The organism is Rhodanobacter sp. G1 (assembly GCF_055397855.1).
In genome coordinates, this window is the sequence record NZ_AP039674.1 from 2,107,059 (window position 1) to 2,133,984 (window position 26,926).

Sequence of the window (26,926 nt, forward strand, 5' to 3'; positions counted from 1 at the left end):
AGCCCTCCAACCTCGACTAAAACGGCGGCCCTTCTTCTCGACGGAGCCGCCGATGCAAACCTACGATGTTGTTCGCCTGATCTTGACGACCACCCTGAGTGATCGGGAGATTGCCGCTTCCGTGAGCGTGTCGAAAACGACCGTGGGGCGCTATCGGCAACTCGCCCGGGCGAAGGCATTGGTTTGGGCGGACATCGTGGAGCTGGGGCCGCTGGCGTTACAGGAACGATTGAACCGGCCGCGCTCCGGCGGTCGTCGAAAGGAAACGCCTGACCTGTCGCTGATCCACGACCAGCTCCAAGCCAAGGGCATGACTCTTCAACTGCTCTGGGAGGACTACAAGCGGGAGAGCCCCGACACAACGCTGTCCTATTCGCAATTGGCGGCCAAGCTGCGCGATTTCCGCGACACGTTGCCGACGGTGATGCGCCAGCATCATGTGCCGGGCGAGCGGGTGTTCGTGGACTACTCGGGATTGCGACCGCACTACCTTGATCCCTCGGGCCAGAAGGTGCCGGTGGAATTGTTCGTCGGTGTGCTGGGAGCCAGTTCGCTGATGTTCGCCCTGTGCACGGCGACGCAGCAGGTGCCGGACTTCCTTCGGGCGCATGTGGCGATGTTCGACTACTTCGGCGGCTTGCCTCAGGTGCTGGTGCCGGACAACCTGAAATCGGCGGTGACCACCGCAGGCAAAACCCCGAAGATTCAGCGCGCCTATGCCGACCTGGCTCGGCATTACGGCCTGGCGGTGTTGCCCACGCGCCCCTCCCATCCACGTGACAAGGCGTCGGTGGAGGCCGGCGTGAAGTTCGCCCAGCATCGCGTGCTGGCACGATTGCGGCACCAGCACTTCTACTCGCTGGACGAACTCAATGCCGCCGTGGCGGCCCTGCTCGATGAAGCCAATGATCGGCCGATGGCCAAGGACAGCCTCAGCCGTCGGCAGCGGTTCGACCAGTTGGAGCGACCCGTGCTGCGACCCTTGCCATCCGCTCCCTACGTCTATGCGGAGTGGATTGTGGTGCCGACCGTGCCGAAGGACTACCACGTTTCTGTGGCCGGCCATTTCTATTCCGTGCCCCACGACCTGATCGGGCAGCGGGTGGAGGCCCGATTGACCGACGACACGGTGGAGGTGCGTCATCGGCAAAAGACCGTGGCCCATCATCCTCGCAGTGTCATCGTGGGTGGGCACACCACGGCGTCCGCGCATCAGCCGGAGGCCCATCGGGCACAAGCCGAACGAACCCCGGACGGCATGCTGGCCTGGGCCCAGGACGCCGGCCCGCACGTGCTGCGATTTGTTCGACACCAGGTCAACCGATCCCAGCCGTTCCGAGGCTTGCCCGCCTGTGATGCGGTGCGATCGCTGGCCCGCAAACACGGCACGGCGGTGCTGGATCAGGTGGCCAAAGCAGCGTTTGAGCTGCGCTCGCCGCGGATCACCACGCTGAAACGCCTGCTCGACAACCAGGCGGCGGCCAAAGAGGCCACGTCAACTCCCACTCCCCGCGCTTCCCACGCGCGGGGCGCCCGCTACCACACCCAACGGGCTGAGGAGACGCCATGTTGAGCGATCAGCAACGCGCCGTGGCCGCCCTGAAAGCCTTGAAGCTCGGCCCGATGGCCGCGCGTCTGGAACAGTGGGCCGAAGATCCGGCGAGCTTGGGACGCTCCCACGCCGATTGCATCCTGGCGTTGGTGGACGCCCAGACCCAGGCCACGGCCACGAAGCGCGCCGGGCGCTTCCTCGCCCAAGCGGATCTGCCGTTGACCATCACGCTGGCTGACATCCAGCCTAGCGCCGCGCGCGGATTGCCGGCCCAACTGCTGTTCAACTTGGCGACCGGGGATTGGATTCAGCGCGGCCACACCCTCCTGATCACCGGCGAGACCCAGGCCGGCAAGACTTATCTGGCCGCCGCCCTGGCACGGGAGGCCGCTTTGCATCGGGTCTCGGTGGCCTACCGACGCACGCCGGAACTGCTGGCCGAATGCGCCATGGAGAAGACCCGCGGCACGTGGCCCGCGTTCCTGAAACGGCTGGGCCGGATGAAGCTGCTGGTGTTGGATGACTTCGCCACCGAACGCGCCAACAGCCCGCAAAGCCACGCCTTGCGGGAAATCCTCGACCTGCGCCGCCGCCACAACAGTGCGGTGCTGATTGCCTCGCCGAATGCCCCCGAAGACTGGGACGGGTTCTTTGACGATCCAACCGCCGCCGAGGCCATCTTTGGCCGTGTGCTCGAACGTTCCCAGCACATCGCCTTGAAGCGGCCTGCTCGCGCGGCCTGACCCACTCGCTTCGCTTTCTCGAGTCTGGATAAGTTGGCCGCCCAGTCTGGCCGAACGCGGGGCAATTCCGATGCCAGTGCCCGAAGGGCTGAAACCCGCGCCTCGCTTGGTTTCGCGCGGGGTGGCCAGCACACCATTATGGTGGCCAGGTTGTTCAAGAACGCTGGCCAGTCAGTGCCCCAGTTACCAATGAGAAGCGGCCCCTGGCCCGGAGCGCCGCCAAAAGTTGGAATGGCGTTCTGATGCGGTTTGCGGTGTGAGTGGCCAGCCTGTTTCAGACTCAGTGGCCAGGTAGACCAGAATAACCAGTTGGAAAATCTTCAACAGGTCGGACACTGATCCGGAACTGCCTGGCCACCATTATTGAACAGGCTGGCCAGCCACCGTCTCATGATCCGAGACCTGTCCATGGGAGACTGACCGGAAACCCACGTCGAAGGGCATCCCATGGAAAGCGAACTGGCCGATCTCCCACCTGCTACCCTTCCGCCGAACACACTGCTGTCGCTCATGAATTTTCCGGATGATCCGGAACAGACGAAGAAGTTTTCGGATGAACTATCGGCCTGGTTGATCGAGCTGAGCCGGTTCTATGATCTTGAACGTCTCGCGGGCGTGACCGTCGGCTATGACTTTGATGCTGCATTGAAGTCGGTGGATCGCGGCTTCGAGTCCACGACGGACGCCGCGGAATACACCAACAACGACGACATCGTTTGTGTGGCCAAGGTCGTGAATGTTCTGCGTGATGGTAGACCGATGGCACACGTCGTCTACAACGCGGGCATGATCGAACAGATCACCGATCCGGAACACCATCATCACAACACCGCCATCAACATCCTCGCGCATGAGTTGGGGCACGTAGTCGAGCTGAAATGGCGTGATGAGGCCATGCCAGGCGTGATGCTCAAATACCGCCCGCCCGCTCTCGTTGATCACTTCCTGCTGCAAATGGCTACCGCGTGTTGGGAGGAATATGCGGCGTGCCGGCTCAGCGCTCCCTTTGGAAACCCTGATGAGCTTTTGACCAACTACGCGTCGAGCTTCAATCAGGCCGTGAAGAAATCGCTGACCGAGGCGCAGGAAGCAATCAAACTGTTCCGCACTCACGCGGACGTCAATAAGTTGCTCGTAGAAGCAGGTCAGCCACTGGCCATGCCGTTCAAGTTGGCTGGATATCTTCTTGGCCATATGGATGGCGTCGAGAGTGAAGCCAAGCCATTGACCTTGTGCCCCGACCTTGGCGGCTCCCTTTATGGGCCACTCATCCCCGGAGTGTGGATCGCGTTGCGTAAGCTCTGGGACACCACAGAGACATGGGATGGCTCCATCTCCATCTTCGATGATTTGACGAAAGTCGCTCATGCCTGCTTCGCGTCAGCGGGCATTGATCTGCAAAAGCAGGCCGATGATCTCTATTACGCTCATGTGCCTTTCACAGCGGCCACCATGCCGAACGGCGAGGCAGACATGGTGATGATTCGCCTACAAGAGAACCTGAGAGGATTACTTCGTAACCGGTGACCTCATGGGTGGAGCAAGCTCACTTCTCTGCCGCCTGATCGTCATTTGCCCGGTGACGGCGCATCCGCCCACCCGACCATAGCGATCGGCGCCTGACTGGCATGACCCTCTCCCCACAACGCACAAAAGGCCGGGCCACACGTGATCTCCCGGCGCTGCACAACACCGTTGGGTGACTTGACCGTCACCATGGGCGAAAGATTGAAGCCCTTGGCGACCAACTGCGCTGCATCTTCTCTCCCCAGCTGATAGAACGGTTGAGTGAACAAAGCAGCCACGAGCGACAAACCGAAGATCGCCTCGTAGCAAGCACACAGAGCGAGCAGCACCACCAGAAATGAACTAATGATCAAGAAGCGAGGGCTGCGCTGCCACGCACGTTGATCCTGATCTGACCTTTTCGGCTTGCCGGCGACCTTTTCATCCAGTCGATGTCCCATCCACCTGCAGCCAGCCAAGGTCATGCCTGCGGTCACGGCCACGCACAACAACAGAAAGAAGTGGACTGCCAGCGCATGAAGCGTCGCCAAGGCCAGTTTTGCCAACCCGCCCGCTGCAACCATAAAGCCTTGGGTCAACATGCTCGCGGTGTCGAGAGGAAACAGGCTCCCATCCAAGTTGAGCTCGCTATACCAGCCATCGTGATACGCGCGTCCGATGCAGTAGATGATCGGCGTCATCACCACCAAGAAGAGCGACACGGCGGTGAACACTTGGATCGCCAACTGTGCCAATGAAGGTGACTTTCCCGGCTCGGGTGCTGCAGCTTGCTTCACCACTTCATGTGCTCCCCCTGGCTTGGACATGCGCATTTCCTTTGGTGTGAATAGGATACTTGGCGAGCTTAGATTTCTAGCACTACCCGACTGGGTTCGGAATCATGCAGGGTATGGCAAACCATCATCACCAGAGGCTTGACGGTCTCAAAGTTCAAAGAACCGCAGCAAAAACACGCCTGATGGTCGAAGAGCTGCGCAGCTTCGTCAGCTCCATGCGCTTCCCGGAAGCAACACCTCGCAAACAGCTGAGTGCTGCGTTGTTGATGGCTTCGATGGAGCATGCCGAGGCGGTGGCGTTCTTGTTGGAACATGGGCCGCACTATCACGGCATGCCCGCGATGGCCTTGGTTCGCCCTCAGATCGAATGCTTCCTGCGCGGGGTTTTCTTTCACTCGGATGCAACCACTGATCAGGAAGTGATGGACTTCATCGAGCATGATGAGTTGCCCAAACGAGCAGATTGTGACGGCAAAAAACGCTCCGTCTCCCTCGCGCAGATGGAAGAAGTTGCCACCCAAGCATTCAGCGAAATATCCCAACAGCTATCCAGGGCACCCTTGTCTAGGCTCTTTGCTTTCTCGCCCAAGGAACTTCATGGTTTAGTGCATGGGGGCGCAGAAGTGGTGATGCTCTACAAGATCAATTCATCCAGCCTCGGGTTCAACGCCAGCGATCAAGAGCTGTTGGCGCTGTTGGGGAGTAGCGGAATGATTGCGGGCTATGCCATGTCCTATCTGGCAGCGCGCATTGCCAGAGATCCTGGTAATGAACCGCCCACGCTGCGCGAAGCACATGACGCTTTCCGTGAAGAAATCTTGGCATCGCCTTCTTCGTGAGAAGGCATCGCCCAGAACCTGAGACCTCCGATTGATCAGAGGGCTATTTACGCCATTCGCCCCAGCCTGGGCCGATGCTCCAACGCCGTCCGACGAAGCACCGGTTCGGCAGTCTTCCAGTCTTCCCGAATCAGCACCGGCCGCGCGGCCTTGATCCAGTCCTGTTCTTCGGCAGTCGCCACGGTGCGCAGGGCCAGAACCCAATCCACCTTGGCCTCGCGGACGCTATCCAGCGCCCCGCCGAGCCGCCCCAGTTGTTCGCGCTGGTCGCCGCGCAGTTGGTAGCCCTCCTGGTCAAACGTGGCGATCTGCGACCGCACACGTCGAGCGGCCGATTGAGCCTCGTGTGTTTGCTCATCCCATCGCTTCACCTCGCGATGTAGCCGTTGCCACTCCACGGGCTCGCCCATGACGGTGGCCGTGCGCAATCGCCACCGGTGTGCGGTTTCCCATTCGGCCAACCGTTGCCGGACGGACTGACGCACCGCCCGCCGTTCGCGGTGTTGATCCTCATGGGTCAACGCGGCCGCTTCGCGGCGGTCGCGTTCGGCCTGGTGGTCGCTGAGTTGAATCGCCAGGCGAGCCAGGACACCCAACACCTTCTCGATCAACCGCACCAGGCGCAACACCTGGGCAAACAATCGCCGTGCCTCGGGCTCCTCGGGGGCGGGCAGCCTTTCGCGAAACCTCGCCAGCAGTGAACCGGGTGCCCCTTCCAGCAGTGTAAGGGGTGGATTGGCCGCCGTGGAGGATGACGGGGTGGCTGCGGGGGCCTGGGCTGCATCAGGTTGAACGGCCACCGCACAGGATTTCGGCGCTGGATCGGCGGCGACCTGCTGCACCGCTTCGCGTCGCACATCGGCCTGGGCCTGCCGCTGCTGCTGCTCTTCGAGCACGACGGCATGAGCGGCTTCGTAGACGAGTGACGGAACGACGATGTCCCCGCGCAAGGCATCGCCGCGCCTAGTGAAGAAACCACGCCGCTCCATGGCCGTCACGGCCGCCCCCAACGTGGGCTGCGGGGTGATGGGCAAATCTTGCCGGGCGTAGCTGCGGTGGTCGTAGTCAGCCGGGAGCTGGTTGGCGGCGGTGTAGCGGTTCGCCAGTTCCGCCCAGCGCTCGTTGAGCCGTTCGACAAACGCTCCAGACGTGTTCTTGTTCGAGAGCAACACCAATTTGGCACCCAGGCCCCAGTCCGAGGTGCCGTCGTCCTGCTGGATCTCTTCCAGCCGCCGGGTCGGAAAGTAGAGATGGGCGTGGAAGCCCTGTTTTTCCGGTGGCTTCACGCTTCCCAGCGCATCCACTTCGGCGTCGCGGTGCAAACCCAGGGAGACGGCCGTGTGAAGCTCCTGGCAAATGAATCGCGCCATGGCTTCGGCCAGGTCGCCGGCTTGCTGGTCACTCAGACCGAAGGGGATGGGAATGCGATAGTCACGGGCCACCTGCGCATCACGACGTTTCTCCGCCGCCTCAGCCCGGTTCCACAACTCTTCCGGATCCGTCGCCCAGGTCGGTGCGCCATCGGGGGCGACGGTGAGCGCCCGGACGATTTCTTCGCCGATCTTCCGCCGGCGGTAGTCGTGCCATTGGCCGGTGCGCCGGTCGTAGAGGCGCAGGCCAAGGCGGTACGCCACCCCGGCGATGGCGGAGTGGCCCGCGCCGCGGCTGTGGGTTTCAAGGTGGGGGCGGGCATGCTGTGACATTCATCCTCCGTGATGAGCCACCGGTGGCGAGGGTGGCGATCGGTCATCCTGACCATGAAACGTGTGCGGCTGCCGGCCTGATGCATGCCCGCCCCCACGTAGACATCCAAGCAAAAGATTCAGATGTGTCAAGCGTGCTTTACATTCGCTCCATCATCGGGTCACGGTGATAGGCTCCGAACAAGAACCTGTGGGGGCGTGGATGATCACCATCAACACCGATCAAGGATTGGTGCGCTTGGGCTCGTGGGAGGAAGTGACATCCCGGCCGGGATTCACTCCGAACCTGAACCCGCGTACCGTCAAACTCGATCGCATCATCGGCAGCTATGCCCTGACTCCGTTCCAGCCCTGCGGTCTCTCGACTTGCCACACGGCACATGGGAGGGGCTATCTGGTTGCCACCAGCGCCGGGCAGGTGACGAACATCGGCAAGGACTGCGGCAAGAAGTATTTCGATGTTGAGTTCAAGCGGTTGGCCAAGGCTTTTGATCGGGATCTGCGCAACAAAGAACGTCGGGATGCCCTGACGGCGTTGCAACATCGCATCCCACAGATCGAAGCCAGGATTGCCGCACTCAGGAACGACCCCCTGGGCGCAAACTGGGTTTACAAACAAGTTCAGTATCTGCTCAACCCGATGAAGGGATTGCCGCCCACCATCATTGCCATCGTAGATGGCCTGGTGCGACGACGCAGCCCTGTGCTTACGCGTTCCCGGGTCGCCACCAAAGACGACTTGGAACGGATGCGGGCCATGAGGCAGCGCATCCAGCCGGGCATCAACTACATCGAGGATCCGGTGGGGCAATTGGATGGAGTAGCGGCCCTCTACAAAGAGAATGACCTGCGTCGACTCTTAGTAGACGAGATGACCAGTCTTGCGGCGGTGAAGGGGCTAGACGTAGACAGCGCCAAGGAAAAGACGCTTCGGGACTTGGCCAAGTGGAGCGAGCGGATTGAGCCCAACTTGGTTCAGGCTACGGAAGCTGTCGCCGCAGGTCGGCGATTGCTGACCCAAGCCAATCTTCGCCAGCTCATCCCCTTCGCTCCGGACAAGGAAGGTCGGCAAACCATGGCGGCGTTCATCGCAGATCTGCCCGAAGGGCAGGCGCTTGCTGCGTGAGCAACGCTTAGCGTTGCGGGGGAAAGCTTTGGCTCTGAGCGTCGTGTTCGCAGAACACTAAGACGCGCTCTGAGGATTCTTGCGCCATCTCTCTTCTCAAATCTTCACGCATCTTTTCTCTCTGAAGCTCTTGCGCCATTCTTTCGTTTGACTCAATTTCTAGGCGATGTTTTTCTATTTCAAGAGGCACCGAAAGCTCGGAAAACCATTTGACGCCAAGCCACACAAAATTTGCATAAAGTCTGGAATTTAACTTTTGCCTACCTTTTATAAATGGCAACGCCATCTTATACAGGGAGACGACTGTTGAAGCATACGCATCAAAAAGAAACTTCTCATCATAGACTTTAGCTTTAATGCCAATTGCGACACCTTCCCAAACACTCAACTGAAGTGCGACAACTTGAAAATTAGCATCTTTGCGGTTACCCGAAGAGGCAAGTTCACTCAACTCAAGACAAGAATATCTCCTTAAGACGTCCCTTGCCGCAAGTAACTTATCGTTTTCGTTATCCTTGAAATCTTTGTCAAAATCCAGAGTGTGTTTAATACGCGCAAATCGTTGCTGAGACTTCACGCCCCACGCAGCCACAAGCGTTCCTACCGATATGATTGGTAATGTAGGATTGACATGGAGGAAGTGAAAAACAGACATAATAAAAGCGGCCCAAGGGCCGCTTTTTAGTCAAAACCAAAATCGTTTTCTTGACACATAGCTTTTCCTCGCTTCCTACACAAGAGGATATCTCGCTAATACCCTATCAAAATCATTGAATACTGTCAAGCAGGCTTCTTGACCTCTAACTGCCTACTTCCAGCAAGCCTTTGTGCGATATTCAGAGGCTGCCAGGGTGGCCGCTCCCACCAACGTGAATGCAGGTCTGCGCTGTTAGGTCATCATCTCACGGCCGTTGAGACCTACTCAGATAGTGTCAGCCCCTACGTAGAGCCCACCGGCAAGGCCATGAGCCAAGACACGATAGCCTGGCTTGTACTCATCAGCGCTGCTCACAAGCTGTTCCACCATCCAACCGAACACGTCGGCAGTGGCAGGCGCCTGATACTTCTGCGGCTGCATTTGGATAATCTCAAGCAGTTGCACAGCAACCCTTGCCACCGCTTCAGGAGCTATCGGGGTTTTGATGGTTGCAAGCCTTTGCTTCACGGCATCACGCACTGCTAACGTTGAGTTTATCGTCATCAGATTTAGTCTTTTGAAAAGTGAGGAAACACCAGAGTAACGCGCGGCAAACATCTCGACCGGGTTCGTGGCTCTCAGGGAGCCATGTGGCTGCCTGCGCCTCTTACATTTTATCACTCCATAAAACTTTGCGCATTGAGGCAAGCCCTAATGCCCAGCTCAGGCCCAAGGCCGTCATGTCGAGCATCTCCCTCGGCCCGTATTCCCCACTATACGTCTCCACATGTTCCTCATCGAGGTCATGCCCGACGTAGGCGCAACGCCACTCCAAGGGCACTTTGGCTGACTTCATCGTCTGTATCGCGGTTTTCCGCAGGCTGTGGAACCCATACTTGCCCTTGGCGGGCTTCGTGATTCCGACCGCCTCGATGTGCCGGGTGAACGCCTTGCTGAGCCATTGGCCCTGCCCGTTCACCGCTCCAACCTTTACCTTGGGGAACAGCCGTGTCTCCTCCTTCTTCCGCAACTGCTCGACCCGCTCCATAAGCCCCAAGGTCAGCAAGTCGGGATGGATGGGGATGGTGCGCCGGCTGGCCTCGTTCTTGATGCTCTGCCCTTCCCCGTCGTCCGTGATGGTCAAACAGGGCACCCCGTCCACGGTGGTGAAGTCGGCCAATGCGAGCTGACCCACTTCCGACACGCGGGCCCCGGTGTAGAGACCGATGAGCGCGCCCCACCGCGCGCCCTCGCTCAGCGTCGCCAAGGCCTCCGACGCGTAGAGCGTCTGGATCTGTTCCTGGGTGAAGGCCCGGAACCCCATCGCCTTCCGCTTCAACTTCTCTCGCTTGCCGAAGATCACATGCCCCTTCGCGGGGTTTTCGTCCTTGGGAAACTTGGGGTAATGCCCGGCTTGCACCGCCCAGTTGAAGAAGCCACGCAAGTAGGAGGTCTTGTTGACCAAGGTGGGCGTCTGTAAGCCACTCGCCCGCAACGCCTCCACCCACGCATGGACATCCTCACGCTGCACCTCGTGAAACAGCTTCTTCAAACCGACGTGCTGCGCAAAGCCCATGATGGCCGCGGACTTGATCGTCAGGGTCTTGCGCAGCGTCTCGGCCTCAATGCTTTTCAGCCACTGATCCGCCGCCAGGCCAATCGCACGGGGCCGGGAAGGCACTGCCGCGGCGGGCGCGGCCGGCGTGGACAGCGATTGAGCGAGCGAGGCGCCCAGTTGCTCCATCACCCCGGCCAGCCCCTCCGCATCGGGGGAGATTCGTGAGGTCGCCGGCGCCTGCGTCAACCATGCTGGCTTTTCCTTGGCTTCCCTCAACGCCGCCATCATGCGCGCGTGGTCGGCCTCGTCCTTGGCTTCCAAACGCATGGAGCCATCGGCGCGTATCTCGCAGGCGTAATCCACCAGCTCATCGCCGCTGCCCGTGCAGAGTTTGACTTCCTGCTTCTTCGCGGGCGGCGCCGACCTGCCGTCTTCCATGGGTTCCTTGGCCATATCGCTCCCCCTGCTCCGTGCCGTGGCGAAGAGTTGAGCATAGCGCGCGCCCAGCGTGTAAGCCCACCAGCGTGCCAACGTGGGGTCGCGGGTGCCCAGCGATTTCTTGATGACTCGCCGCCCAAGGAGGGGTTGAAGATCGGCCGGAACGATCAGGCGGAAGTGGAACACGCCCGAAACATGGCGCAGAAGATGGTGTGCAAGCCGCATTGGATTTGACCAACCGACTTGACCAAGCGCCTTTCTCTAGGACAACAAAAAAGCCCTGATTTTCAGGGCTTTTTTGATACTGGCGGAGAGAGTGGGATTCGAACCCACGGAAGGTTTGACCCTTCGCCGGTTTTCAAGACCGGTGCCTTAAACCGCTCGGCCATCTCTCCGAATTTGTTCCGCTGGCCGCTCACCCGCGGCCGGCGCGCATCCTATCAGGTATGCCCCGTTCCCTGCCCCGCGCGGCCCTTGCGCGACAGTGCGACCAGCGCCCAAACCGTGATGGCGACCGGGATCAGTGCGCCAAGCAGCGGCAGCAGCACAGCCGGGTGGCGCACGCTCATCGGCACCAGTTGGGTGGCGGCGGCGTAGGCCACGATGGCCATGCGCAGGCCGCGGCGGCGGCGGGCAATCCAGGGGCTGGCGAGGATCAACAGCAACGCGATGCCGCCCAGCGCGATGTCCAGCGCCGGCACCGACCACACGGAGGCGAAGCCGAGGCGGGTGAGGATCACCGAGCCGAGCACGGCCAGCAGGAAGTAGCTGCTCCAGTACTCGACCTTGTCCCAGCTTCGCCCGGCAGGCACGTTCACGCGATGCGCTCTTGTCCGCCCATGTACGGGCGCAGCGCCTCGGGCACGGTGATCGAACCATCGGCGTTCTGGAAGTTCTCCATCACCGCCACCAGGGTGCGGCCCACGGCGAGACCGGAGCCGTTGAGGGTGTGCACCAGCTCGGGCTTGCCGGTGGTAGGGTTGCGCCAGCGCGCCTGCAGGCGGCGGGCCTGGAAATCCTCACAATTGGAGCAGCTGGAGATTTCGCGATAGGTGTTCTGGCTGGGCAGCCACACTTCCAGGTCGTAGGTCTTGCTCGACTGGAAACCCATGTCGCCGGTGCACAGCAGCACCTTGCGGTACGGCAGGCCGAGCAGTTGCAGCACTTTCTCAGCGTGGCCGACCATTTCCTCCAGTTGGGCATACGAATGCCCGGCGGTGGCGACCTGCACCATCTCCACCTTCTCGAACTGATGCTGGCGGATCATGCCGCGAGTGTCACGGCCGTAGCTGCCGGCCTCGGCGCGGAAGCACATGGAATGCGCGGCGAGCCGCATCGGTAGCGCGTCGGCCTCGACGATAGCGTCGCGCACGAGGTTGGTCAGCGCCACTTCCGCGGTGGGGATCAGGTAACGCCTGCTGTCGCCCACATGGGTGGCGAACAGGTCTTCCTCGAACTTGGGCAACTGGGTGGTGCCGTACATCGTGTCGGTATTGACCAGCACCGGCACGTTGCATTCGAGATAGCCGTGCTGGCGCGTGTGCAGGTCGAGCATGAACTGGCCGAGCGCGCGGTGCAGGTGCGCCAGCTCTCCGCGCAGCACGGTGAAGCGCGCGCCGGACAGCGTGGCGCCGGCATCCGCGTCGAGCCAGCCATGGCGCGCACCAAGGTCGACGTGATCCTTCACCTCGAAGTCGAACGCGCGCGGCGTGCCCCAGCGCGATTGTTCGACGTTGCCGCTTTCGTCCTTGCCCAGCGGCACGGACTCGTGCGGGATGTTGGGAACGCGCAGCGCAATGTCGGCGAGCCTGGCCTGCACCTCGGCAAGCTGGGCCTCGTTGGCCTTGAGCTTGTCGCCGATGCCGGCGACCTCGGCCATCAGCGGCGCGGTGTCCTCGCCCTTGGCCTTGGCCTGGCCGATCGCCTTGGAGCGGGTGTTGCGCAGGTTCTGCAAGTCCTGCGTCTCGGTGGCGAGGCGCTTGCGTTCGGCTTCCAGCGTTTCCACGGCGGACACGTCGAGCTCGAAGCCGCGGGTTTCCTTGAGGCGCGCCGCGGTTTCGGCGAGGCGCGAACGCAGCAGGGCGGGGTCGAGCATGGGTGGTATCCGGAAAGCGGTCGAAGGCCGCGATTATCGCTTTCGTGCCGGCTGCGCCGCAACGCGGCAAGTTGCTCGATGGCGTGCCTGAGCCTCACCGTCACTCCAGCGAAAGCTGGAGTCCAGTGTCCTTGGCTTCGGGCGCCGACAGGCGCTGGGTTCCTGCTTGCGCAGGAACGACGACAGTTTCCCGGGATTTCCGTCAGCCCTTGCCGCGCGCCTTGCGGCGTGCTTCGCGCAGCGCCAGCAGCTTGTCGCGCAATTGCAGTTCCAGCCCACGTTCCACTGGTTCGTAGAACACGGTGCCGTCCAGTTCGTCGGGCAGGCATTGCTGGTCGAGCGCGATACCGCCTTCGGCGTCGTGGTCGTACTGGTAGCCCTTGCCGTAGCCCAGGCCCTTCATCAGCTTGGTGGGCGCGTTGCGCAGGTGCATGGGCACGTCCAGCGTGCCCGTTTCGCGCACCGCGGCGCGTGCCTGGTTCCAGGCCGTGTAGGCGGCGTTGCTCTTGGGCGCCACGGCCAGCCAGATCGCGAGCTGGGCCAGGCCCAGTTCACCCTCGGGGCTGCCGAGGCGCTCGTAGGTGTCCCAGGCATCCAGCGCCATGCGCCAGGCGCGCGGCTCGGCGAGGCCCACGTCCTCCACCGCCATGCGGGTCAGGCGGCGGGCGAGGTAGCGCGGGTCGCAGCCGCCGTCGAGCATGCGCGCCAGCCAGTACACGGCGGCGTCGGGGTCGGAGGAGCGCACGGATTTGTGCAGCGCCGAGATCTGGTCGTAGAACTGCTCGCCCTGCTTGTCGAAACGGCGCGTGCGGTCGGCAAGTACCTGTTCCAGCGTGGCCTGGTCGATGCGGTTGTGCTCGGCCAGCTCGGCGGCGATTTCCAGCAGGGTGAGCGCGCGGCGCACGTCGCCGTCGGCGGCCTGGGCGATCAGCTGCAGCGAGGCGTCGTCCACCTGCAACTGCTGCGCGCCGAGGCCGCGCTCCGTGTCCGCCAGCGCGCGCCTGAGCGCGGCGACGATGTCGTCCGCCGACACCGCCTCCAGCACGTGCACGCGGCAGCGCGAAAGCAGCGCGGAGTTCAGCTCGAACGAGGGGTTCTCGGTGGTGGCGCCCACGAACAGGATCACGCCGCGCTCGATGTGCGGCAGGAAGGCGTCCTGCTGGGTCTTGTTGAAGCGGTGCACCTCGTCCACGAACAGCACGGTGCGCCGGCCCTGGGCGAAGTTCCCCTCGGCCTCGGCCAGCGCCTTGCGCACCTCGGGCAGGCCGGAGAGCACGGCGGAGATCGCCTTGAAGTCGGCATCGGCGTACTGCGCCACCAGCAGGGCCAGCGTCGTTTTGCCGCATCCGGGCGGCCCCCACAGCACCATGGAGTGCAGCCGGCCCGCCTCCAGCGCGCGGCGCAGGGCACGATCCGGCGCCACCAGCCGGCGCTGGCCGACGATCTCGTCGAGGTTGCGCGGGCGCATGCGCTCGGCCAGCGGCTTGAGCGCTTCGGGTTCGGCGAACAGGGAGGACGTGGGCTGCAAGGGGCTGCGCGACATGGGCGACATGATACGGCGACCGCGACCACCACTGCTCCGCATGGGAATGTTGCGGGCTATCATCCGGCCGTGAACCACGCATCGCACCAAACGGCCCGCATGTCCGGTGGAACCAGTCTCCGTTCCGATCCGCATCGCCGCCGCCTGAAGCACAACGACGGGCAGGCGCTGCGCGCATGAACCGATCCGCCGGCCTGCGCGCGATCCTGCTGGCGGCGCTGCTTACGCTGTTGTCCTTGCCAGTTCTGCGCGCGGCCAGCGTCCCCGACCCATGGCGCCCGCTGGAACGGCCATGGTTCGACAGCCTGGGCATGGCCCAGGGCCTGCCGCACACCATCACCACCGCGCTGGCGCAGGATCGTCAGGGCCTGCTGTGGATCGGCACCATGGGCGGCCTGGCACGCTACGACGGCTACCGCGTCCAGGCCTACGAACTGACCGGCGCCACCGGCACCGGCCTGCCCGACACCTACGTGCGCTGCCTGCTCTCGCTGCCGGACGACAGCCTGCTGATAGGCACCAATGCGGGCGGGCTGACGCGCTTCGATCCGCGAACCGGCCACTTCCGCACCTACCCGATCGGCCCCGGCGGCACCGGCAACCGCAAGATCTACGCCCTTGCGCCGAATGGCGCCCGCGGCGTGTGGATCGCCACCGACGGCGGGCTGGACTACCTGGATCTGCATAGCGACCGCATCAGCGCGGTGGATATCGGGCCGATGCGGTCGCTGCGCAATTTCACGGTGTACCAGGATCGTGCCGGCAATGTATGGCTGGGCAACGACAACGGCCTGTTCGTGCGCTACGCGGGCAAGCGGAATTTCGTGCGGCCGCCATACCCGGCCGGCACGATAAACCAGGTGCTACATGACGAAATCTGGGCGGTGCGCGAAGACGCCGAAGGCCGGCTGTGGGTGGGCAGCGCGCAGATGGGCGCGGTGTACCGCGACACCGGCGGCCAGTGGCACACCATTCCCGGCTACAGCGGCCTGGCCGGCATGGCGCGGCAGGCCACCACGCGCGACTTCCTCGAAGTGCGGCCCAACCGCATGTGGATCGGCACCGACGGCAACGGCATCATCGCCTACACGGCCGGCGACACCGCCACCCGCATCTTCGACCACGACACCTCGCTGCCCTCCTCCCTGCCCGGCAACACCGTGCGCGCGCTGCTGCTCGGCAACGCCGGCAATGCCTGGGCCGCCACCGACTTCGGCGTGGCGCGCACCTCGGCCAACATCGGCGTGGCGTTCTCGCTGCCGCCCGCCGCCGACACCTCGCATGCGCTCTCCAACCCCAACGTGCGCAGCGTGTACGTGGACAGCCGTGGCCGGGCCTGGCTGGGCATGGCCACGGGCAACATCGACGTCATCGATCCGGCTACCGCCAGCGTGCGCCAGCTGCAACTGGCCGGCACGCAGGTGCGACGCGACATCCAGAGCATCGCCGAGGCGCCCGACGGCTCGATCTGGGTCGGCACGCAGGGCATCGCGCGCATCGACCCGCAGACCTTTGACATCCAGGACGCCATCCTTCCCGCGCTGGACGGCAGCCCCGTGCTGACCCTGCTGCGCGTGGGCCCGTACATGCTGATCGGCACCTACAACGGCGCCTACCGCTACGACACGCGCAGCGGTGAACTGACCCACTTCGCCCACGATGCCGGCCGACCCGGCAGCCTCGCCAACAACACGGTGCACGACATCAAGCTGGTGGGCACGCAGGTCTGGTACGCCACCAACAACGGCATCAGCATCGCGCGCGACCCGCTGCAGACCAGCGGCTTCGCCACCCTCACGCAACGCGCGGGCGACCCCACCAGCCTGCCGCAGAACCTGGTGACCTCCATCGCCACCGACACGCGCGGCCGGGTCTGGGTGGGCACCCTGGGCGGGCTCGCCATGCTGCCGCAAGGGAATGCCCCGCCCTGGCGCTTCCAGCGCTTCGGCACCGATGCTGGCCTGGTCAGCGACAAGATCACCGCCCTGCTGCCCGACGACCGCGGCAACGTATGGGCGAGCACGTCCAACGGCATCGCCGAGATCGACGGCACCACCCTGCAGATCAGCAACCTCGGCATGCGCGACGGCCAGCGCATCGCCAGCTACATCTTCTACGCCTCCGCCGCGCGCATGCCCGGCGACACGCTGCTGTTCGGCGGCCTCGGCGGCCTCACCGTGGTGCGGCCGACGTGGCGTGAACCGAGCGTCACGGAAGCCCCGCTGCGCATCACCAACGCGCTGGTGAACGGGCACCCGCTGCCGTTCACCCAGCTGTCCGGCGAGCATGACGCGCTGGCGCTGTCCGCGCACGAGCGCAGCCTGCGCGTGGACTTCGCCCTGCTCGACTACCAGGCGCCGCAGGAAACCTCCTACAGCTACCGCATGGACGGCTTCGACGACGGCTGGATCGACGTGCCCAAGGGCAGCGCGCCCAGCGCGATCTACACCAACCTGCCGCATGGCAGCTACGTGCTGCGCCTGCGCGCCGTGCCGCGCGGCTGGCATGCGCGCACGGTGGAAAGCACGCTCGCCATCACGGTGGCGCCGCTGTGGTACGAAACCGTGTGGGCGCGCGCACTGGCGGTGATGGCGGTGCTGGCGCTGGTCGCGCTGCTGGCGCACCTGCGTACGATCCAGTTGCGCCGCCGCGCCGAGCAGTTGCAGGCGCAGATCGACGAGCACACCCGCGAACTGCGCGCCGCCAACCAGCGGCTGGATCTGCTGGCCGGCACCGACGAACTCACCGGGCTGTCCAACCGGCGCCGCTTCCTCGAACAGGCCGAGGGCGTGCGGCATGCCTCCGACACGGCCTGCGCCGCCCTGATGGATCTGGATCACTTCAAGCGCATCAACGACGAGTACGGCCACCTCGGCGGCGACGCGGTGCTGCGCGCCACCGCCAACGTCATCCGCCAGCAGCTGCGCGCCGACGACCTGGTCGGCCGCTACGGCGGCGAGGAACTGGTGCTGTGCCTGCCGGACAGCACCAGCGAACACGCCATGGCGGTCGCCGAGCGCATCCGCCAGTCGCTGCGCAATACCCGGGTACAGCACGAAGGCCGCGACATCAGCGTCACCGTGAGCATAGGCGTCGCCGTGCTCAAGCCCGGCGAGAGCATGGACTCTTGGCTGGCGCGCGCCGACGCCGCGCTCTACGAATCCAAGCACCACGGCCGCGACTGCTGCACGCTCGCCCAGTGACGGCGTCGCGGCATGCCCCTACGGCTCGCCCGGATCCGCGGCGGGCGTGAAATGCCGATATAGGCCGTAGGCCAGCCCGCAGATGCCGGTGAGCGCCGCCGGGATCAGCAGGCTGTGATCCTGCATGCGCGCGAACAGCACCGCGCCGACGGCGCTGCCCAACATGAAGCACCCCGCCACCAGCACGCATACGCGCAGGCGCAGCCTGTCCACCGGCAGGCCGCGCAGCAGGTGGCCGAGGTAGATGCCGAGGTCGGTGAAGATGCCGGTGACGTGCGTGGTGCGTATCACCATGCCGCTGTACGCGCTGACCATGCCGTTCTGCAGCCCCACCGCCGCCGAGGCCAGGTACAGGCCCAGCGAATCGGAAGCATCGAGCAGCGGCACCGCGGCAAACAGCAGCAGGGATTCCAGCAGCAGCGCCGCGCCGTAGCGTCGGCCCAGCCGCAGCGTGCTCTGCTGCACGATCATGCCGCTCAGCATCGCGCCCAGCACGAAGGCGGCGATGGTCAGCGCCCAGTGCAGCGCCTCGCCGGCGTCGCCCTTGCCCAGCGCGATGCCGAGCAGGCTGGTGTTGCCGGTCATGTTGCTGATCGACTGGTGGCGGAAGCCGAGGTAACCCGCGGCGTTGACCAGTCCCGCGATCAAGGACAGCACGGCCGTGCCGAACCAGGCCCAGCGCGGCAATTGGCGCAGTACTGGCATCAGCGGCTCACGCTCAGTTCTTCAGCGGCTCGACCTGCAGCACCGGCGCATCGCCGATCACATCGGCGCCCTTGGGCGGCACGAAGGTGAACACCGACGGCGGAATCGCCACATTGCGCTGCCAGTCCGAGAAACGGATGTCGGTGGTGGAACCGAGCTGATCCTTGAAGGTCATCCGCGCCAGGCCGTTCGCGTCGAAGCCCAGGTCGGCATAGGCGAACTGCGGATCCTTGGCGGTGGAGGTGAGGCGCAGCCAGGCCAGGCCGTCATGCGTGCCCTGCTCGCTGACCTTGAACTCCTTGTCCATCTGCCTGAGGTCGGTGAGCACGGTGAGCGGGCTATGCGATTCCTCGCTGGACTGGATGCGCACGGTCACCTGCTCCAGCTCCGGATCGTACATCCACACGCGGCTGCCGTCGGCCACGATGGTCTGCTTGTACGGCGCCGTGGTTTCCCAGCGGAACTGCCGCGGCGCCTCCAGCGCCAGCGTGCCGCTGCTGGTCTTGCCGGCGTTGCCGTTCGGATCGACCAGGGTCTGCGTGAAGCTGCCGGTGAGCGAATGCAGGCCGGTGGCGAACGCGTCCAGCCGTGCGCGGGCCGCGCCGGTGGCGGCCTGGGCCGTGCCGGCCAACGACAGCAGGAGGGCGGCGGCGGCGAGAATGAGGCGTTTCATGGAAGCCCTGTGCGCGATGCGGTGCGGGCATTGTAGAGGGGAAGGCTTAACCGTTCGACGCTGCACTCCTTCCCCCCTGCGGGGAGTACGCGGGGAGACGCCATGGATGGCGTCGGCTTTGAGGAGCGAGGAAGGTTGGGATGAGGGGAGAATCTTGCCTGGCCGCCTGATTGGAGCGATCTACCTTGTTGGTTCCCCGCAAGACTGGCCCCTCACCCCAGCCCTCTCCCCGGAGGGGAGAGGGAGCAAAAGCCTCAGCCCTTGGGCGGCGGCGGCGCCAGTACTTCGCGGTTGCCGTTGTGCTGCGGGGCGCTGACCACGCCATCCTGCTCCATCTGCTCGATCAGGCGGGCGGCGCGGTTGTAGCCGATGCGCAGATGCCTCTGCACGCCCGAGATCGACGCGCGGCGGGTCTGGGTGACGATGGCCACGGCCTTGTCGTAGAGCTGGGCGTCGGCGTCGCCGCCTTCCTCGCCTTCCTGCGGCAGGCCGGAGTCGTTGATGAACTTGCCGTCGGCGGTGGCCTGCACTTCCTCCAGCACGCCCTCGATGTACTGCGGCGCGCCCTGCGCCTTCAGCCAGTTCACCACGTTGTGCACCTCGTGGTCGTCCACGAAGGCGCCGTGCACGCGCTCGGGCATGGCGGTGCCCGGCGGCAGGTAGAGCATGTCGCCGTGACCGAGCAGCGCCTCGGCGCCGGACTGATCGAGAATCGTGCGCGAGTCGATCTTGCTCGACACCTGGAACGCAATGCGGGTGGGGATGTTGGCCTTGATCAGGCCGGTGATCACGTCCACCGACGGGCGCTGCGTGGCCAGCACCAGGTGCACGCCGGCGGCGCGCGCCTTCTGCGCCAGGCGGGCGATCAGTTCTTCCACCTTCTTGCCGACGATCATCATCATGTCGGCGAATTCGTCGATGATGATGACGATGTAGGGCAGTGGCTCCAGCGGCTCGGCGGCGAGGTTGGGCATCTCGGGGTTCGGGCGGAACAGCGGGTCCAGCAGCGGCTGGCCCGCGTTCTCGGCGTCCTTCACCTTCTTGTTGAAGCCGCCGAGGTTGCGCACGCCCACCGCGGCCATCAGCTTGTAGCGGCGCTCCATCTCGGCCACGCACCAGCGCAGCGCGTTCGCCGCCTCCTTCATGTCGGTGACCACCGGCGCCAGCAGGTGCGGGATGCCCTCGTACACCGAGAGCTCCAGCATCTTCGGGTCGATCATGATCATGCGCACGTCTTTGGGGCTGGCCTTGTACAGCAGGCTCAGCACCATCGCGTTCACCGCCACCGACTTGCCCGAGCCGGTGGTGCCGGCCACCAGCAGGTGCGGCATCTTGGCGAGGTCGGCCACCACCGCACGACCGCCGATGTCCTTGCCCAGCGCCAGCGCCAGCGGCGACTTGGTCTGGTCGTACTTGTCCGAGCGCAGGATCTCCGAGAGGTAGACGACCTGCTTCTTGGTGTTGGGGATCTCCAGGCCAATCACGTTCTTGCCGGGGATCACGTCCACCACGCGCACGCTGACCACCGACAGGCCGCGCGCGATGTCCTTGTCCAGGCTGGACACCTGCGAACCGCGCACGCCGGCGGCCGGCTCCAGCTCGAAGCGGGTGATCACCGGGCCGGGGTACACGCCCACCACCTTGGCCTCGATGCGGAAGTCCTTGAGCTTCAGCTCGACCTGGCGCGACAGCACTTCCAGCGTCTCTTCCGAATAGCCCGGCCCCTGCTCCGGCGCTTCGTCCAGCAGCGACAGCGGCGGCAACTCGCCGGGCGCGGAGGCGCCGGTGAACAGCGGGATCTGCGTTTCCAGCTTGGCGCGCTCGCTCTTGGCCACCGGCGCCGGCGGCGTCTCGATGCGCACCGGCTCGCGCTTGGCCTGCTTCACGGCCTCGGCCTTCTTCGCCACGTCGCGCTCGGCGCGCGCCTGCTGCGCCTTGATCGCGTCGGGCGCTTCGCGCAGCTTGCCGCGCAGCCATGCGACCGCGCGCAGCGTGGCCTGGCCCGTCCAGTCCATCACCTTGAACCACGACAGCCCGGTGGCCAGCGTCACCGCGACGAGGAACAGCGCGAGCAGCAGCAGCGGCGCGCCCTTGTCGCCGAACGCGGCAAGCAGGCCGTGCGCCACCGCGCGACCGATCACGCCGCCCGCGCCTTCCGGCGCCATCGTGCTCAGCGGGAAATTGAGCCAGCACAGTCCCGGCGCGGTGATGAAGAAGAACACCGAGCCGACCAGCCGCAGCGAGGATTCCCACGGCTGCACCGGCAGCACGCCGCGCTGGCGCAGCACCGGCACGCTGAGCGCCAGCAGCAGCAAGGGGAAGAAATACGCCACGGCGCCGAACAGGTAGCGCAGCAGGTCGGCCACGTAGGCGCCCACCGTGCCGCCGAGGTTGCGGCTGTGCGCGACCACGCCGGCGTGCGACCAGCTCGGATCCTGCGCGTCGTAGCTGAACAGGCACACCAGCAGGTACAGCGCCAGCGCCAGCAGCACCAGGGCGCCGGCCTCGCGCAGGCGGCGCTTCAGCTCGTCGCTCAGGCCGGCCGACTCCTTCTTCTGTTTGACGTTTGCGCTTGGCGCCACCGGGACGTGCTTCCGTGTTGTCGATAGTCCGGGCAAGTCTACACAGGCGGCGCAGGCTTCAGTAGCCGACCCGTCCCTTGAATCGGCCGCCCACCTTCCCCATCCTTGCGGTTCCGCGCCGCGCCTGCCGCGGCGATGAAACCTGCACGCCGGTTGCGGCGAATAGCCAGCAACCGCCGACCATCCTGAGGAACCCGCGCATGACCGCCACGCCCAAGCACACCCGCCTGCTGATCCTCGGCTCCGGCCCCGCCGGCTACACCGCCGCGGTGTACGCCGCGCGCGCCAACCTCAAGCCGACCATGATCACCGGCCTGCAGCAGGGCGGCCAGCTGATGACCACCACCGACGTGGACAACTGGCCGGGCGACGTGGAAGGCCTGCAGGGCCCCGCGCTGATGCAGCGCATGGCCGAGCACGCCGAGCGCTTCCACACCGAGATGATCTTCGATCACATCCACACGGTGGATCTGAAGCAGCGCCCGTTCCGCCTCGCCGGCGACTCCGGCGAGTACACCGCCGACGCGTTGATCATCGCCACCGGCGCCACCGCCAAGTACCTCGGCATCGCCAGCGAGGAGAAGTTCAAGGGCAAGGGCGTATCGGCCTGCGCCACCTGCGACGGCTTCTTCTTCCGCGAGCAGGAAGTGGTGGTGATCGGCGGCGGCAACACTGCCGTGGAAGAGGCGCTGTACCTCTCCAACATCGCCAGCAAGGTCTATCTGGTGCATCGCCGCGACAAGCTGCGCGCGGAGAAGATCATGCAGGACAAGCTGTTCGAGAAGGCCGCCGCCGGCAAGATCGAGCTGGTGTGGAACCACGCCGTGGACGAGGTGCTGGGCGACGACTCCGGCGTCACCGGCGTGCGCGTGAAGGACGTCAACTCCGGCGCCACCCGCGACATCGCCGCCACCGGCTTCTTCGTCGCGATCGGCCACACGCCCAACACCGGCATCTTCGCCGGCCAGCTGGAAATGCACGACGGTTACCTGAAGATCAAGAGCGGCCAGAACGGCATGGCCACCATGACCTCGGTGCCCGGCGTGTTTGCCGCCGGCGACGTGGCCGACCACGTCTACCGCCAGGCGATCACCTCGGCCGGCTTCGGCTGCATGGCCGCGCTGGACGCCGAGCGCTGGCTGGAGCAGCAGAAGCCGGCGGGCTGAACCTGCTTTTCATTCGTCACTCCGGCGAAGGCCGGAGTCCAGTGACGGTCACGCTTGTTCGAGCGATGCGGTTACTGGATCCCGGCCTTCGCCCACTGCTGTCCTGAATAATCTGGGGATGGTGTCGAAGGATGAAGGCCCGCGCCGCTTGCACGAAGCATTGCGAGAAGGCGACTTCATTTCCGATAACGACCACCTATCCAGACTGTCATCCCGGCGCAGGCCGGGATCCAGTAGCGACCATGTTCGCTCAGGCCGCACGGCCACTGGATTCCGGCCTGCGCCGGAATGACGAGAAAGAACGCGGCCACGAATGTTCAAAATTATTCCGGACAGTAGTGGGCCTTCGCCGGGATGACGGGCAAAAGCCAAAGACTCCACGAAGTTTGAGATGTTGGATCGCCCCCCGATGAGCACCGCCACGCTGCATTACATCCACGACCCGCTGTGCGGCTGGTGCTACGCCGCACAGCCGCTGGTGAGCGCGGCCGTGGCGCAACTGGGCGGCCGCCTCGCGCTGCGCCTGCACGGCGGCGGCCTGTTCGGCGAGCCGCGCCACGTTGACGCCGCGCTGGCGCAGCACATCGTGCACTCCGACGAACGCATCGCCCAGCTCAGCGGCCAACCCTTCGGCGAGGCCTACAAACAAGGCCTGCTGGCCGACGACGGCACCGTGCTGTATTCGCTGCCGCCGATCGCCGCCGTGCTGGCCGCCGAAGCGCTGGACGCCACGAAGGCCTACCCCATGCTGGTGGCGATCCAGAACGCGCACTACCAGCGTGGCCTGCGCGTGGTCGAACCGCAGGTGCTGTCCGAACTGGCCGAAGAAACGGGGTTGGACGGCGTGCAGTTCACGGAGGCCCTGATGCGTGCCGAAGGCCATGCCGTGTTCGAACACGTGCAGGCCAGCCGTCGCCTGCTGGACGAAGCGGGCGGCCACGGCTTCCCCACCCTGCTGCTGGAAACCGAGGGGCGCCGCGCGCTGTTGCCGCACCACACCTGCTACGGCCGCCCCGATGCCTTCGTGCAGATGCTCGCCGCGCAGTTGCCCGCGCTGCACTAACCTCTGCGCGTGACCGAAGCACGCTTCCACGACCGCATCGCCGACATCCCGGCCGCCGACTGGGACGCGCTGCGCCCCGATGGCAATCCCTTCGTCTCGCATGCCTTCCTGCATGCGCTGGAAGACAGCGGTTGCATCCGCGCCGACTGGGGCTGGCAGGCGCACCATCTCGGCCTGTACGAGCACGGCAAGTTGCGCGCGGCCGCGCCGCTCTACCTCAAAGGCAATTCGCACGGCGAGTTCGTGTTCGACTGGAGCTGGGCCGCCGCCTGGGAACGCGCCGGCGGCGACTACTACCCCAAGCTGCTCTGCGGCGTGCCCTACTCGCCGATCACCGGCCCGCGCCTGCTCACCGGCGGCGATGTCGGGCTGCAAGTCGCGCTGGTCGATGCGATGCGCCGCGAAGCGGAGCGCCTGCAACTCTCGTCGCTGCACGCCAACTTCCTGCCGGCCGATGAAACCCGTGCTTTCGATGCGGACTGGCTGGCGCGCTCGGATGTGCAGTTCCACTGGCACAACCGCGGCTGGCGCGACTTCGACGATTTCCTCGCCGCGCTCAGCCACAAGAAGCGCATGAACATCCGCCACGAGCGCACCCGCGTCGCCGCCAGCGGCCTGCGCATCGCCTGGCGCGATGGCGGCACGCTCACGGCCGCCGAGTGGGACGCAGTGCACGCGCTCTACCTCACCACCTTCGACGCCAAGGGCAACCACGCCGCGCTGACACCCGCGTTCTTCCGCCAGTTGGGCGGCATGGCGCAACTGGCGCTGGCGTTTGATGCGGAAGGCATCGCCGCGATGGCGCTGTTCCTCGAAGGCGACGGCGCGCTGTACGGGCGCTACTGGGGCAGCCGCATCGACGTGCCGGGCCTGCACTTCGAGCTGTGCTACTACCGCGGCATCGAATACGCGATAGCGCAGGGCCTGCAGCGTTTCGAGCCCGGCGCGCAGGGCGAGCACAAGCTGGCGCGCGGCTTTCTCCCGATGCGCACGCACTCACGGCACCTGCTGGTGCACGAGGGTTTCCGTGCCGCGGTGCGCGCGGCCCTGCGGGAAGAAGCGAAGGCCGTGGATCGCTACGCGGACGAGTGCATGGCACGCAGCCCCTATGCCCGGCACTGACATGCCATCATGGTGCGGCACGCAACCGAAGGATGGCCATGGCCTCGCCGCTCGACAACGACCCGACTGATTCAGCCGACGACCTTGCCGCCCTGCAAGGCGTCTGGGAGCAAACCGGCTTCGAGGAAAACGGCATCATCGATCCGCCGGACGACCACGGCGCTCCCGGCGCACTCACCCTGATCCGCGGCAAGCATTTCGAGGTGCGCACCGTCCCGGGCGAACTGCTGCTGGAAGGCGACTTCACGCTGGATGCGTCCACCACGCCGAAGTCCATCACCTGGGTCGATTCGATCGGCGCGGATGCCGGCAAGCCGTTGCCCGCCATCTACCGGCTCGAAGGCGACCGCTTCGTCTTTGTCGCGGCCGACGAAGGCATGCCGCGGCCCACGGCCTTCCGCACCAGCATGGGCCTGACCATGCGCAGCTTCGTGCGCAAGCAGTAGATTCGCCCCCTCGCCCTTTGCCGGTCAGCGATGATCCGCCTGCCCCTGCTCGATCCCGCCACACCGGAGCGCTTTCCCGATCCGCGCGATGCGCTGCGCGATCCCAACGGCCTTCTGGCGTTCGGCGGCGATCTCTCGCCCGCACGGCTGCTGGCCGCCTACGGCCAAGGCATCTTCCCGTGGTACGGCGAGGGCGAGCCGATCCTGTGGTGGTCGCCCGATCCGCGCTGCGTGTTCCGCACCGAAACGCTGCGCATCAACCGCAGCCTGCGCCGGCAACTGCGCGGCAAGTCGTGGCGCGTGAGCGTGGACACCGCGTTCGAGGCGGTCATCCGCGCCTGCGCCGAACCGCGCGAAGGTCGCGGCGGCACCTGGATCGTGCCGGAGATGATCGCCGCCTACGCCGCGCTGCATCGCCTGGGCCACGCGCACAGCGTGGAGGTGTGGGACGACGTGCGGCTGGTGGGCGGCGTCTACGGCGTGGCGGTCGGCCAGCTGTTCTGCGGCGAGTCGATGTTCAGCGCCGAGAGCGGCGGCTCCAAGCTCGCGCTGATGGCGTTGGCCGCACTGCTGCGGCAATGGGGCTGGCCGCTGATCGACGCGCAGGTGGCAAATGCGCACACGCTCAGCCTGGGCGCCGTGGAAATCCCTCGGGAGGACTACCTGCGCGAAGCGGCGCGGCTCGCCGCCCTGCCCGGCCGCATGGGCAACTGGGCCGGCTGCGCATCACGAATCCAGCCTGGCGACTGCGCTTAGCGCGCCACGGCAATGAAGATCACCGAAGCTGGGCATCCCGTGTCCGGATGCAGTGGCTCGACAAGCCGCACCAGACTCAGTCCCGCTCGCTCGAAAACGGCCACCCAACTGCCCATGGTGCGGAAATACCAGGGCGCCGCTTTACCGAAGCCCTCGCCGCACCCAACCCATGAACCTTCGCGCCAGCCATCCTCATAGGATCCACCGGCCATCGCCGGATGCAGTGTCTGCACGATCAGCGCACCGCCCGGCTCCAGCAGGTCGGGCAACGCAGCAAGCAAGGCATCGACCGACGCCCCGCCGAGCAGGGAAAAATTGCAGACCACAACATCGAACCGCCGATCCAGCGCACCCGCGGCGATCTCTTCGTAGGCCATGACGCGGAACTCGCCGCCACCCTTGGCGCACGCCGCTTCGACCAGCGCCGGCACCGCATCCACGCCGAGCACCTGCACGCCCTTCCCGGCCAGCGCCCGAGCAAGCCAGCCTTCGCCACAGCCCACGTCGATCGCCGAGCGCGGCGAACGCGCCAGCACGGCATCAAGGATGGCCTGGTCGGTCGCCAGCCTGCGGCTTTCGATGCGCCCCTCGCGCACGGCGCGCTCCCACGCCTGCGCGTTCGCGTGCCAGGCGTCGAGGATCAGGCTTTCCTGCGCGCCGGCAGCCACCCGGC

23 protein-coding genes and 1 tRNA gene are annotated in these 26,926 nt (G+C 65.1%); 11 read left to right on the forward strand and 13 right to left on the reverse strand.

Annotated features, from left to right (window positions below; all coding sequences use genetic code 11):
* Window positions 1-52 precede the first annotated feature (52 nt).
* The 3 genes from istA (at window position 53) to ACZ5Z2_RS09515 (ending at window position 3,822) form a co-directional block, all read left to right on the forward strand.
* Window positions 53-1,573 carry an IS21 family transposase gene (gene istA / locus ACZ5Z2_RS09505; RefSeq protein ID WP_464758335.1) on the forward strand — a complete coding sequence of 507 codons (1,521 nt, stop codon included), beginning with the start codon at window positions 53-55 and terminating at the stop codon, window positions 1,571-1,573.
* Window positions 1,567-2,295 (forward strand): ATP-binding protein, encoded by a 729-nt coding sequence (locus ACZ5Z2_RS09510; protein WP_464758337.1) that lies wholly within the window; start codon window positions 1,567-1,569, stop codon window positions 2,293-2,295. The genes istA and ACZ5Z2_RS09510 overlap by 7 nt, the downstream gene beginning before the upstream one ends.
* A gap of 447 nt (window positions 2,296-2,742) precedes the next feature.
* Entirely contained in the window at window positions 2,743-3,822 is a 1,080-nt protein-coding gene (locus ACZ5Z2_RS09515) for a hypothetical protein (protein ID WP_464758338.1), read from the forward strand.
* Between the two features lie 41 nt (window positions 3,823-3,863).
* On the opposite strand, the gene ACZ5Z2_RS09520 is transcribed toward ACZ5Z2_RS09515, so the two are convergent.
* Entirely contained in the window at window positions 3,864-4,628 is a 765-nt protein-coding gene (locus tag ACZ5Z2_RS09520; RefSeq protein ID WP_464758339.1) for a hypothetical protein, read from the reverse strand.
* Window positions 4,629-4,702: 74 nt separating this feature from the next.
* Here ACZ5Z2_RS09520 and ACZ5Z2_RS09525 point away from each other — a divergent pair, with 74 nt between their 5' ends.
* A complete protein-coding gene (locus tag ACZ5Z2_RS09525; protein ID WP_464758340.1) occupies window positions 4,703-5,437 on the forward strand; it encodes a DUF6988 family protein in 735 nt (244 codons plus the stop codon).
* Between the two features lie 47 nt (window positions 5,438-5,484).
* Here the strand turns inward: ACZ5Z2_RS09525 and ACZ5Z2_RS09530 are convergent, their stop codons facing one another.
* Window positions 5,485-7,140 carry a MobA/MobL family protein gene (locus ACZ5Z2_RS09530; RefSeq protein ID WP_464758341.1) on the reverse strand — a complete coding sequence of 552 codons (1,656 nt, stop codon included), beginning with the start codon at window positions 7,138-7,140 and terminating at the stop codon, window positions 5,485-5,487.
* 202 nt (window positions 7,141-7,342) lie between these two features.
* Between ACZ5Z2_RS09530 and ACZ5Z2_RS09535 the strand changes: the two genes are divergently transcribed.
* Entirely contained in the window at window positions 7,343-8,266 is a 924-nt protein-coding gene (locus ACZ5Z2_RS09535) for a hypothetical protein (protein ID WP_464758342.1), read from the forward strand.
* 7 nt (window positions 8,267-8,273) lie between these two features.
* Here the strand turns inward: ACZ5Z2_RS09535 and ACZ5Z2_RS09540 are convergent, their stop codons facing one another.
* From ACZ5Z2_RS09540 to ACZ5Z2_RS09570, 7 genes are all read right to left on the reverse strand, one after another.
* On the reverse strand, window positions 8,274-8,921 hold the full coding sequence (locus ACZ5Z2_RS09540) for a DUF4760 domain-containing protein (protein ID WP_464758343.1): 648 nt from the start codon (window positions 8,919-8,921) through the stop codon (window positions 8,274-8,276).
* A gap of 267 nt (window positions 8,922-9,188) precedes the next feature.
* Window positions 9,189-9,521 (reverse strand): hypothetical protein, encoded by a 333-nt coding sequence (locus ACZ5Z2_RS09545; RefSeq protein WP_464758344.1) that lies wholly within the window; start codon window positions 9,519-9,521, stop codon window positions 9,189-9,191.
* 49 nt (window positions 9,522-9,570) lie between these two features.
* A complete protein-coding gene (locus tag ACZ5Z2_RS09550) occupies window positions 9,571-11,124 on the reverse strand; it encodes a DUF6538 domain-containing protein (RefSeq protein ID WP_464758345.1) in 1,554 nt (517 codons plus the stop codon).
* A gap of 80 nt (window positions 11,125-11,204) precedes the next feature.
* A tRNA-Ser gene (locus tag ACZ5Z2_RS09555) sits at window positions 11,205-11,294 on the reverse strand.
* A gap of 45 nt (window positions 11,295-11,339) precedes the next feature.
* Entirely contained in the window at window positions 11,340-11,717 is a 378-nt protein-coding gene (locus ACZ5Z2_RS09560) for an LrgA (RefSeq protein ID WP_464758346.1), read from the reverse strand.
* Window positions 11,714-12,994 carry a serine--tRNA ligase gene (gene serS, locus ACZ5Z2_RS09565; protein ID WP_464758347.1) on the reverse strand — a complete coding sequence of 427 codons (1,281 nt, stop codon included), beginning with the start codon at window positions 12,992-12,994 and terminating at the stop codon, window positions 11,714-11,716. The genes ACZ5Z2_RS09560 and serS overlap by 4 nt, the downstream gene beginning before the upstream one ends.
* A 202-nt stretch (window positions 12,995-13,196) precedes the next feature.
* Entirely contained in the window at window positions 13,197-14,537 is a 1,341-nt protein-coding gene (locus ACZ5Z2_RS09570; RefSeq protein WP_464758348.1) for a replication-associated recombination protein A, read from the reverse strand.
* A gap of 176 nt (window positions 14,538-14,713) precedes the next feature.
* On the opposite strand from ACZ5Z2_RS09570, the gene ACZ5Z2_RS09575 reads away from it, so the two are divergent.
* On the forward strand, window positions 14,714-17,740 hold the full coding sequence (locus tag ACZ5Z2_RS09575; protein WP_464758349.1) for a diguanylate cyclase: 3,027 nt from the start codon (window positions 14,714-14,716) through the stop codon (window positions 17,738-17,740).
* Between the two features lie 18 nt (window positions 17,741-17,758).
* On the opposite strand, the gene ACZ5Z2_RS09580 is transcribed toward ACZ5Z2_RS09575, so the two are convergent.
* The 3 genes from ACZ5Z2_RS09580 to ACZ5Z2_RS09590 form a co-directional block, all read right to left on the reverse strand.
* Complete coding sequence (locus ACZ5Z2_RS09580; protein WP_464758350.1) at window positions 17,759-18,445, reverse strand: YoaK family protein; 687 nt, start codon at window positions 18,443-18,445, stop codon at window positions 17,759-17,761.
* A 13-nt stretch (window positions 18,446-18,458) separates the two neighbouring features.
* A complete protein-coding gene (gene lolA, locus ACZ5Z2_RS09585; RefSeq protein WP_464758352.1) occupies window positions 18,459-19,118 on the reverse strand; it encodes an outer membrane lipoprotein periplasmic chaperone LolA in 660 nt (219 codons plus the stop codon).
* 254 nt (window positions 19,119-19,372) lie between these two features.
* A complete protein-coding gene (locus ACZ5Z2_RS09590) occupies window positions 19,373-21,700 on the reverse strand; it encodes a DNA translocase FtsK (RefSeq protein ID WP_464758353.1) in 2,328 nt (775 codons plus the stop codon).
* Between the two features lie 200 nt (window positions 21,701-21,900).
* Between ACZ5Z2_RS09590 and trxB the strand changes: the two genes are divergently transcribed.
* The 5 genes from trxB to aat all read left to right on the forward strand — a co-directional run bounded on the left by trxB (window position 21,901) and on the right by aat (window position 26,253).
* Window positions 21,901-22,866 (forward strand): thioredoxin-disulfide reductase, encoded by a 966-nt coding sequence (gene trxB, locus ACZ5Z2_RS09595; protein ID WP_464758354.1) that lies wholly within the window; start codon window positions 21,901-21,903, stop codon window positions 22,864-22,866.
* Window positions 22,867-23,275: 409 nt separating this feature from the next.
* Window positions 23,276-23,929, forward strand: coding sequence for a DsbA family protein (locus ACZ5Z2_RS09600; RefSeq protein WP_464758355.1), 654 nt, complete (start codon window positions 23,276-23,278; stop codon window positions 23,927-23,929).
* Window positions 23,930-23,938: 9 nt separating this feature from the next.
* Window positions 23,939-25,051: a GNAT family N-acetyltransferase gene (locus ACZ5Z2_RS09605; protein WP_464758357.1), complete on the forward strand. Its 1,113-nt coding sequence runs from the start codon at window positions 23,939-23,941 to the stop codon at window positions 25,049-25,051.
* Window positions 25,052-25,089: 38 nt separating this feature from the next.
* The gene (locus ACZ5Z2_RS09610; protein WP_464758358.1) at window positions 25,090-25,497 is read left to right on the forward strand and encodes a TIGR03067 domain-containing protein; all 408 of its coding nucleotides are present in this window, start codon (window positions 25,090-25,092) and stop codon (window positions 25,495-25,497) included.
* A 30-nt stretch (window positions 25,498-25,527) separates the two neighbouring features.
* On the forward strand, window positions 25,528-26,253 hold the full coding sequence (gene aat / locus ACZ5Z2_RS09615; protein WP_464758359.1) for a leucyl/phenylalanyl-tRNA--protein transferase: 726 nt from the start codon (window positions 25,528-25,530) through the stop codon (window positions 26,251-26,253).
* Here the strand turns inward: aat and ACZ5Z2_RS09620 are convergent.
* A complete protein-coding gene (locus ACZ5Z2_RS09620) occupies window positions 26,250-26,921 on the reverse strand; it encodes a class I SAM-dependent methyltransferase (protein WP_464758360.1) in 672 nt (223 codons plus the stop codon). The two genes, aat and ACZ5Z2_RS09620, sit on opposite strands and share 4 nt — an antisense overlap.
* Between the last annotated feature and the right edge of the window lie 5 nt (window positions 26,922-26,926).

What these genes read in the sequence shown, in the direction of transcription:
- ACZ5Z2_RS09535 (WP_464758342.1), top strand. Translation starts at nt 7,343, where the DNA reads ATGATCACCATCAACACCGATCAAGGATTGGTGCGCTTGGGCTCGTGG.
- ACZ5Z2_RS09510 (WP_464758337.1), top strand. Translation starts at nt 1,567, where the DNA reads ATGTTGAGCGATCAGCAACGCGCCGTGGCCGCCCTGAAAGCCTTGAAG.
- ACZ5Z2_RS09515 (WP_464758338.1), top strand. Translation starts at nt 2,743, where the DNA reads ATGGAAAGCGAACTGGCCGATCTCCCACCTGCTACCCTTCCGCCGAAC.
- trxB (WP_464758354.1), top strand. Translation starts at nt 21,901, where the DNA reads ATGACCGCCACGCCCAAGCACACCCGCCTGCTGATCCTCGGCTCCGGC.
- ACZ5Z2_RS09530 (WP_464758341.1), bottom strand. Translation starts at nt 7,140, where the DNA reads ATGTCACAGCATGCCCGCCCCCACCTTGAAACCCACAGCCGCGGCGCG.
- ACZ5Z2_RS09550 (WP_464758345.1), bottom strand. Translation starts at nt 11,124, where the DNA reads ATGCGGCTTGCACACCATCTTCTGCGCCATGTTTCGGGCGTGTTCCAC.
- ACZ5Z2_RS09540 (WP_464758343.1), bottom strand. Translation starts at nt 8,921, where the DNA reads ATGTCTGTTTTTCACTTCCTCCATGTCAATCCTACATTACCAATCATA.
- aat (WP_464758359.1), top strand. Translation starts at nt 25,528, where the DNA reads ATGATCCGCCTGCCCCTGCTCGATCCCGCCACACCGGAGCGCTTTCCC.
- ACZ5Z2_RS09545 (WP_464758344.1), bottom strand. Translation starts at nt 9,521, where the DNA reads ATGTTTGCCGCGCGTTACTCTGGTGTTTCCTCACTTTTCAAAAGACTA.
- ACZ5Z2_RS09610 (WP_464758358.1), top strand. Translation starts at nt 25,090, where the DNA reads ATGGCCTCGCCGCTCGACAACGACCCGACTGATTCAGCCGACGACCTT.
- ACZ5Z2_RS09575 (WP_464758349.1), top strand. Translation starts at nt 14,714, where the DNA reads ATGAACCGATCCGCCGGCCTGCGCGCGATCCTGCTGGCGGCGCTGCTT.
- serS (WP_464758347.1), bottom strand. Translation starts at nt 12,994, where the DNA reads ATGCTCGACCCCGCCCTGCTGCGTTCGCGCCTCGCCGAAACCGCGGCG.
- ACZ5Z2_RS09600 (WP_464758355.1), top strand. Translation starts at nt 23,276, where the DNA reads ATGAGCACCGCCACGCTGCATTACATCCACGACCCGCTGTGCGGCTGG.
- ACZ5Z2_RS09580 (WP_464758350.1), bottom strand. Translation starts at nt 18,445, where the DNA reads ATGCCAGTACTGCGCCAATTGCCGCGCTGGGCCTGGTTCGGCACGGCC.
- ACZ5Z2_RS09520 (WP_464758339.1), bottom strand. Translation starts at nt 4,628, where the DNA reads ATGTCCAAGCCAGGGGGAGCACATGAAGTGGTGAAGCAAGCTGCAGCA.
- lolA (WP_464758352.1), bottom strand. Translation starts at nt 19,118, where the DNA reads ATGAAACGCCTCATTCTCGCCGCCGCCGCCCTCCTGCTGTCGTTGGCC.
- ACZ5Z2_RS09570 (WP_464758348.1), bottom strand. Translation starts at nt 14,537, where the DNA reads ATGTCGCGCAGCCCCTTGCAGCCCACGTCCTCCCTGTTCGCCGAACCC.
- ACZ5Z2_RS09525 (WP_464758340.1), top strand. Translation starts at nt 4,703, where the DNA reads ATGCAGGGTATGGCAAACCATCATCACCAGAGGCTTGACGGTCTCAAA.
- istA (WP_464758335.1), top strand. Translation starts at nt 53, where the DNA reads ATGCAAACCTACGATGTTGTTCGCCTGATCTTGACGACCACCCTGAGT.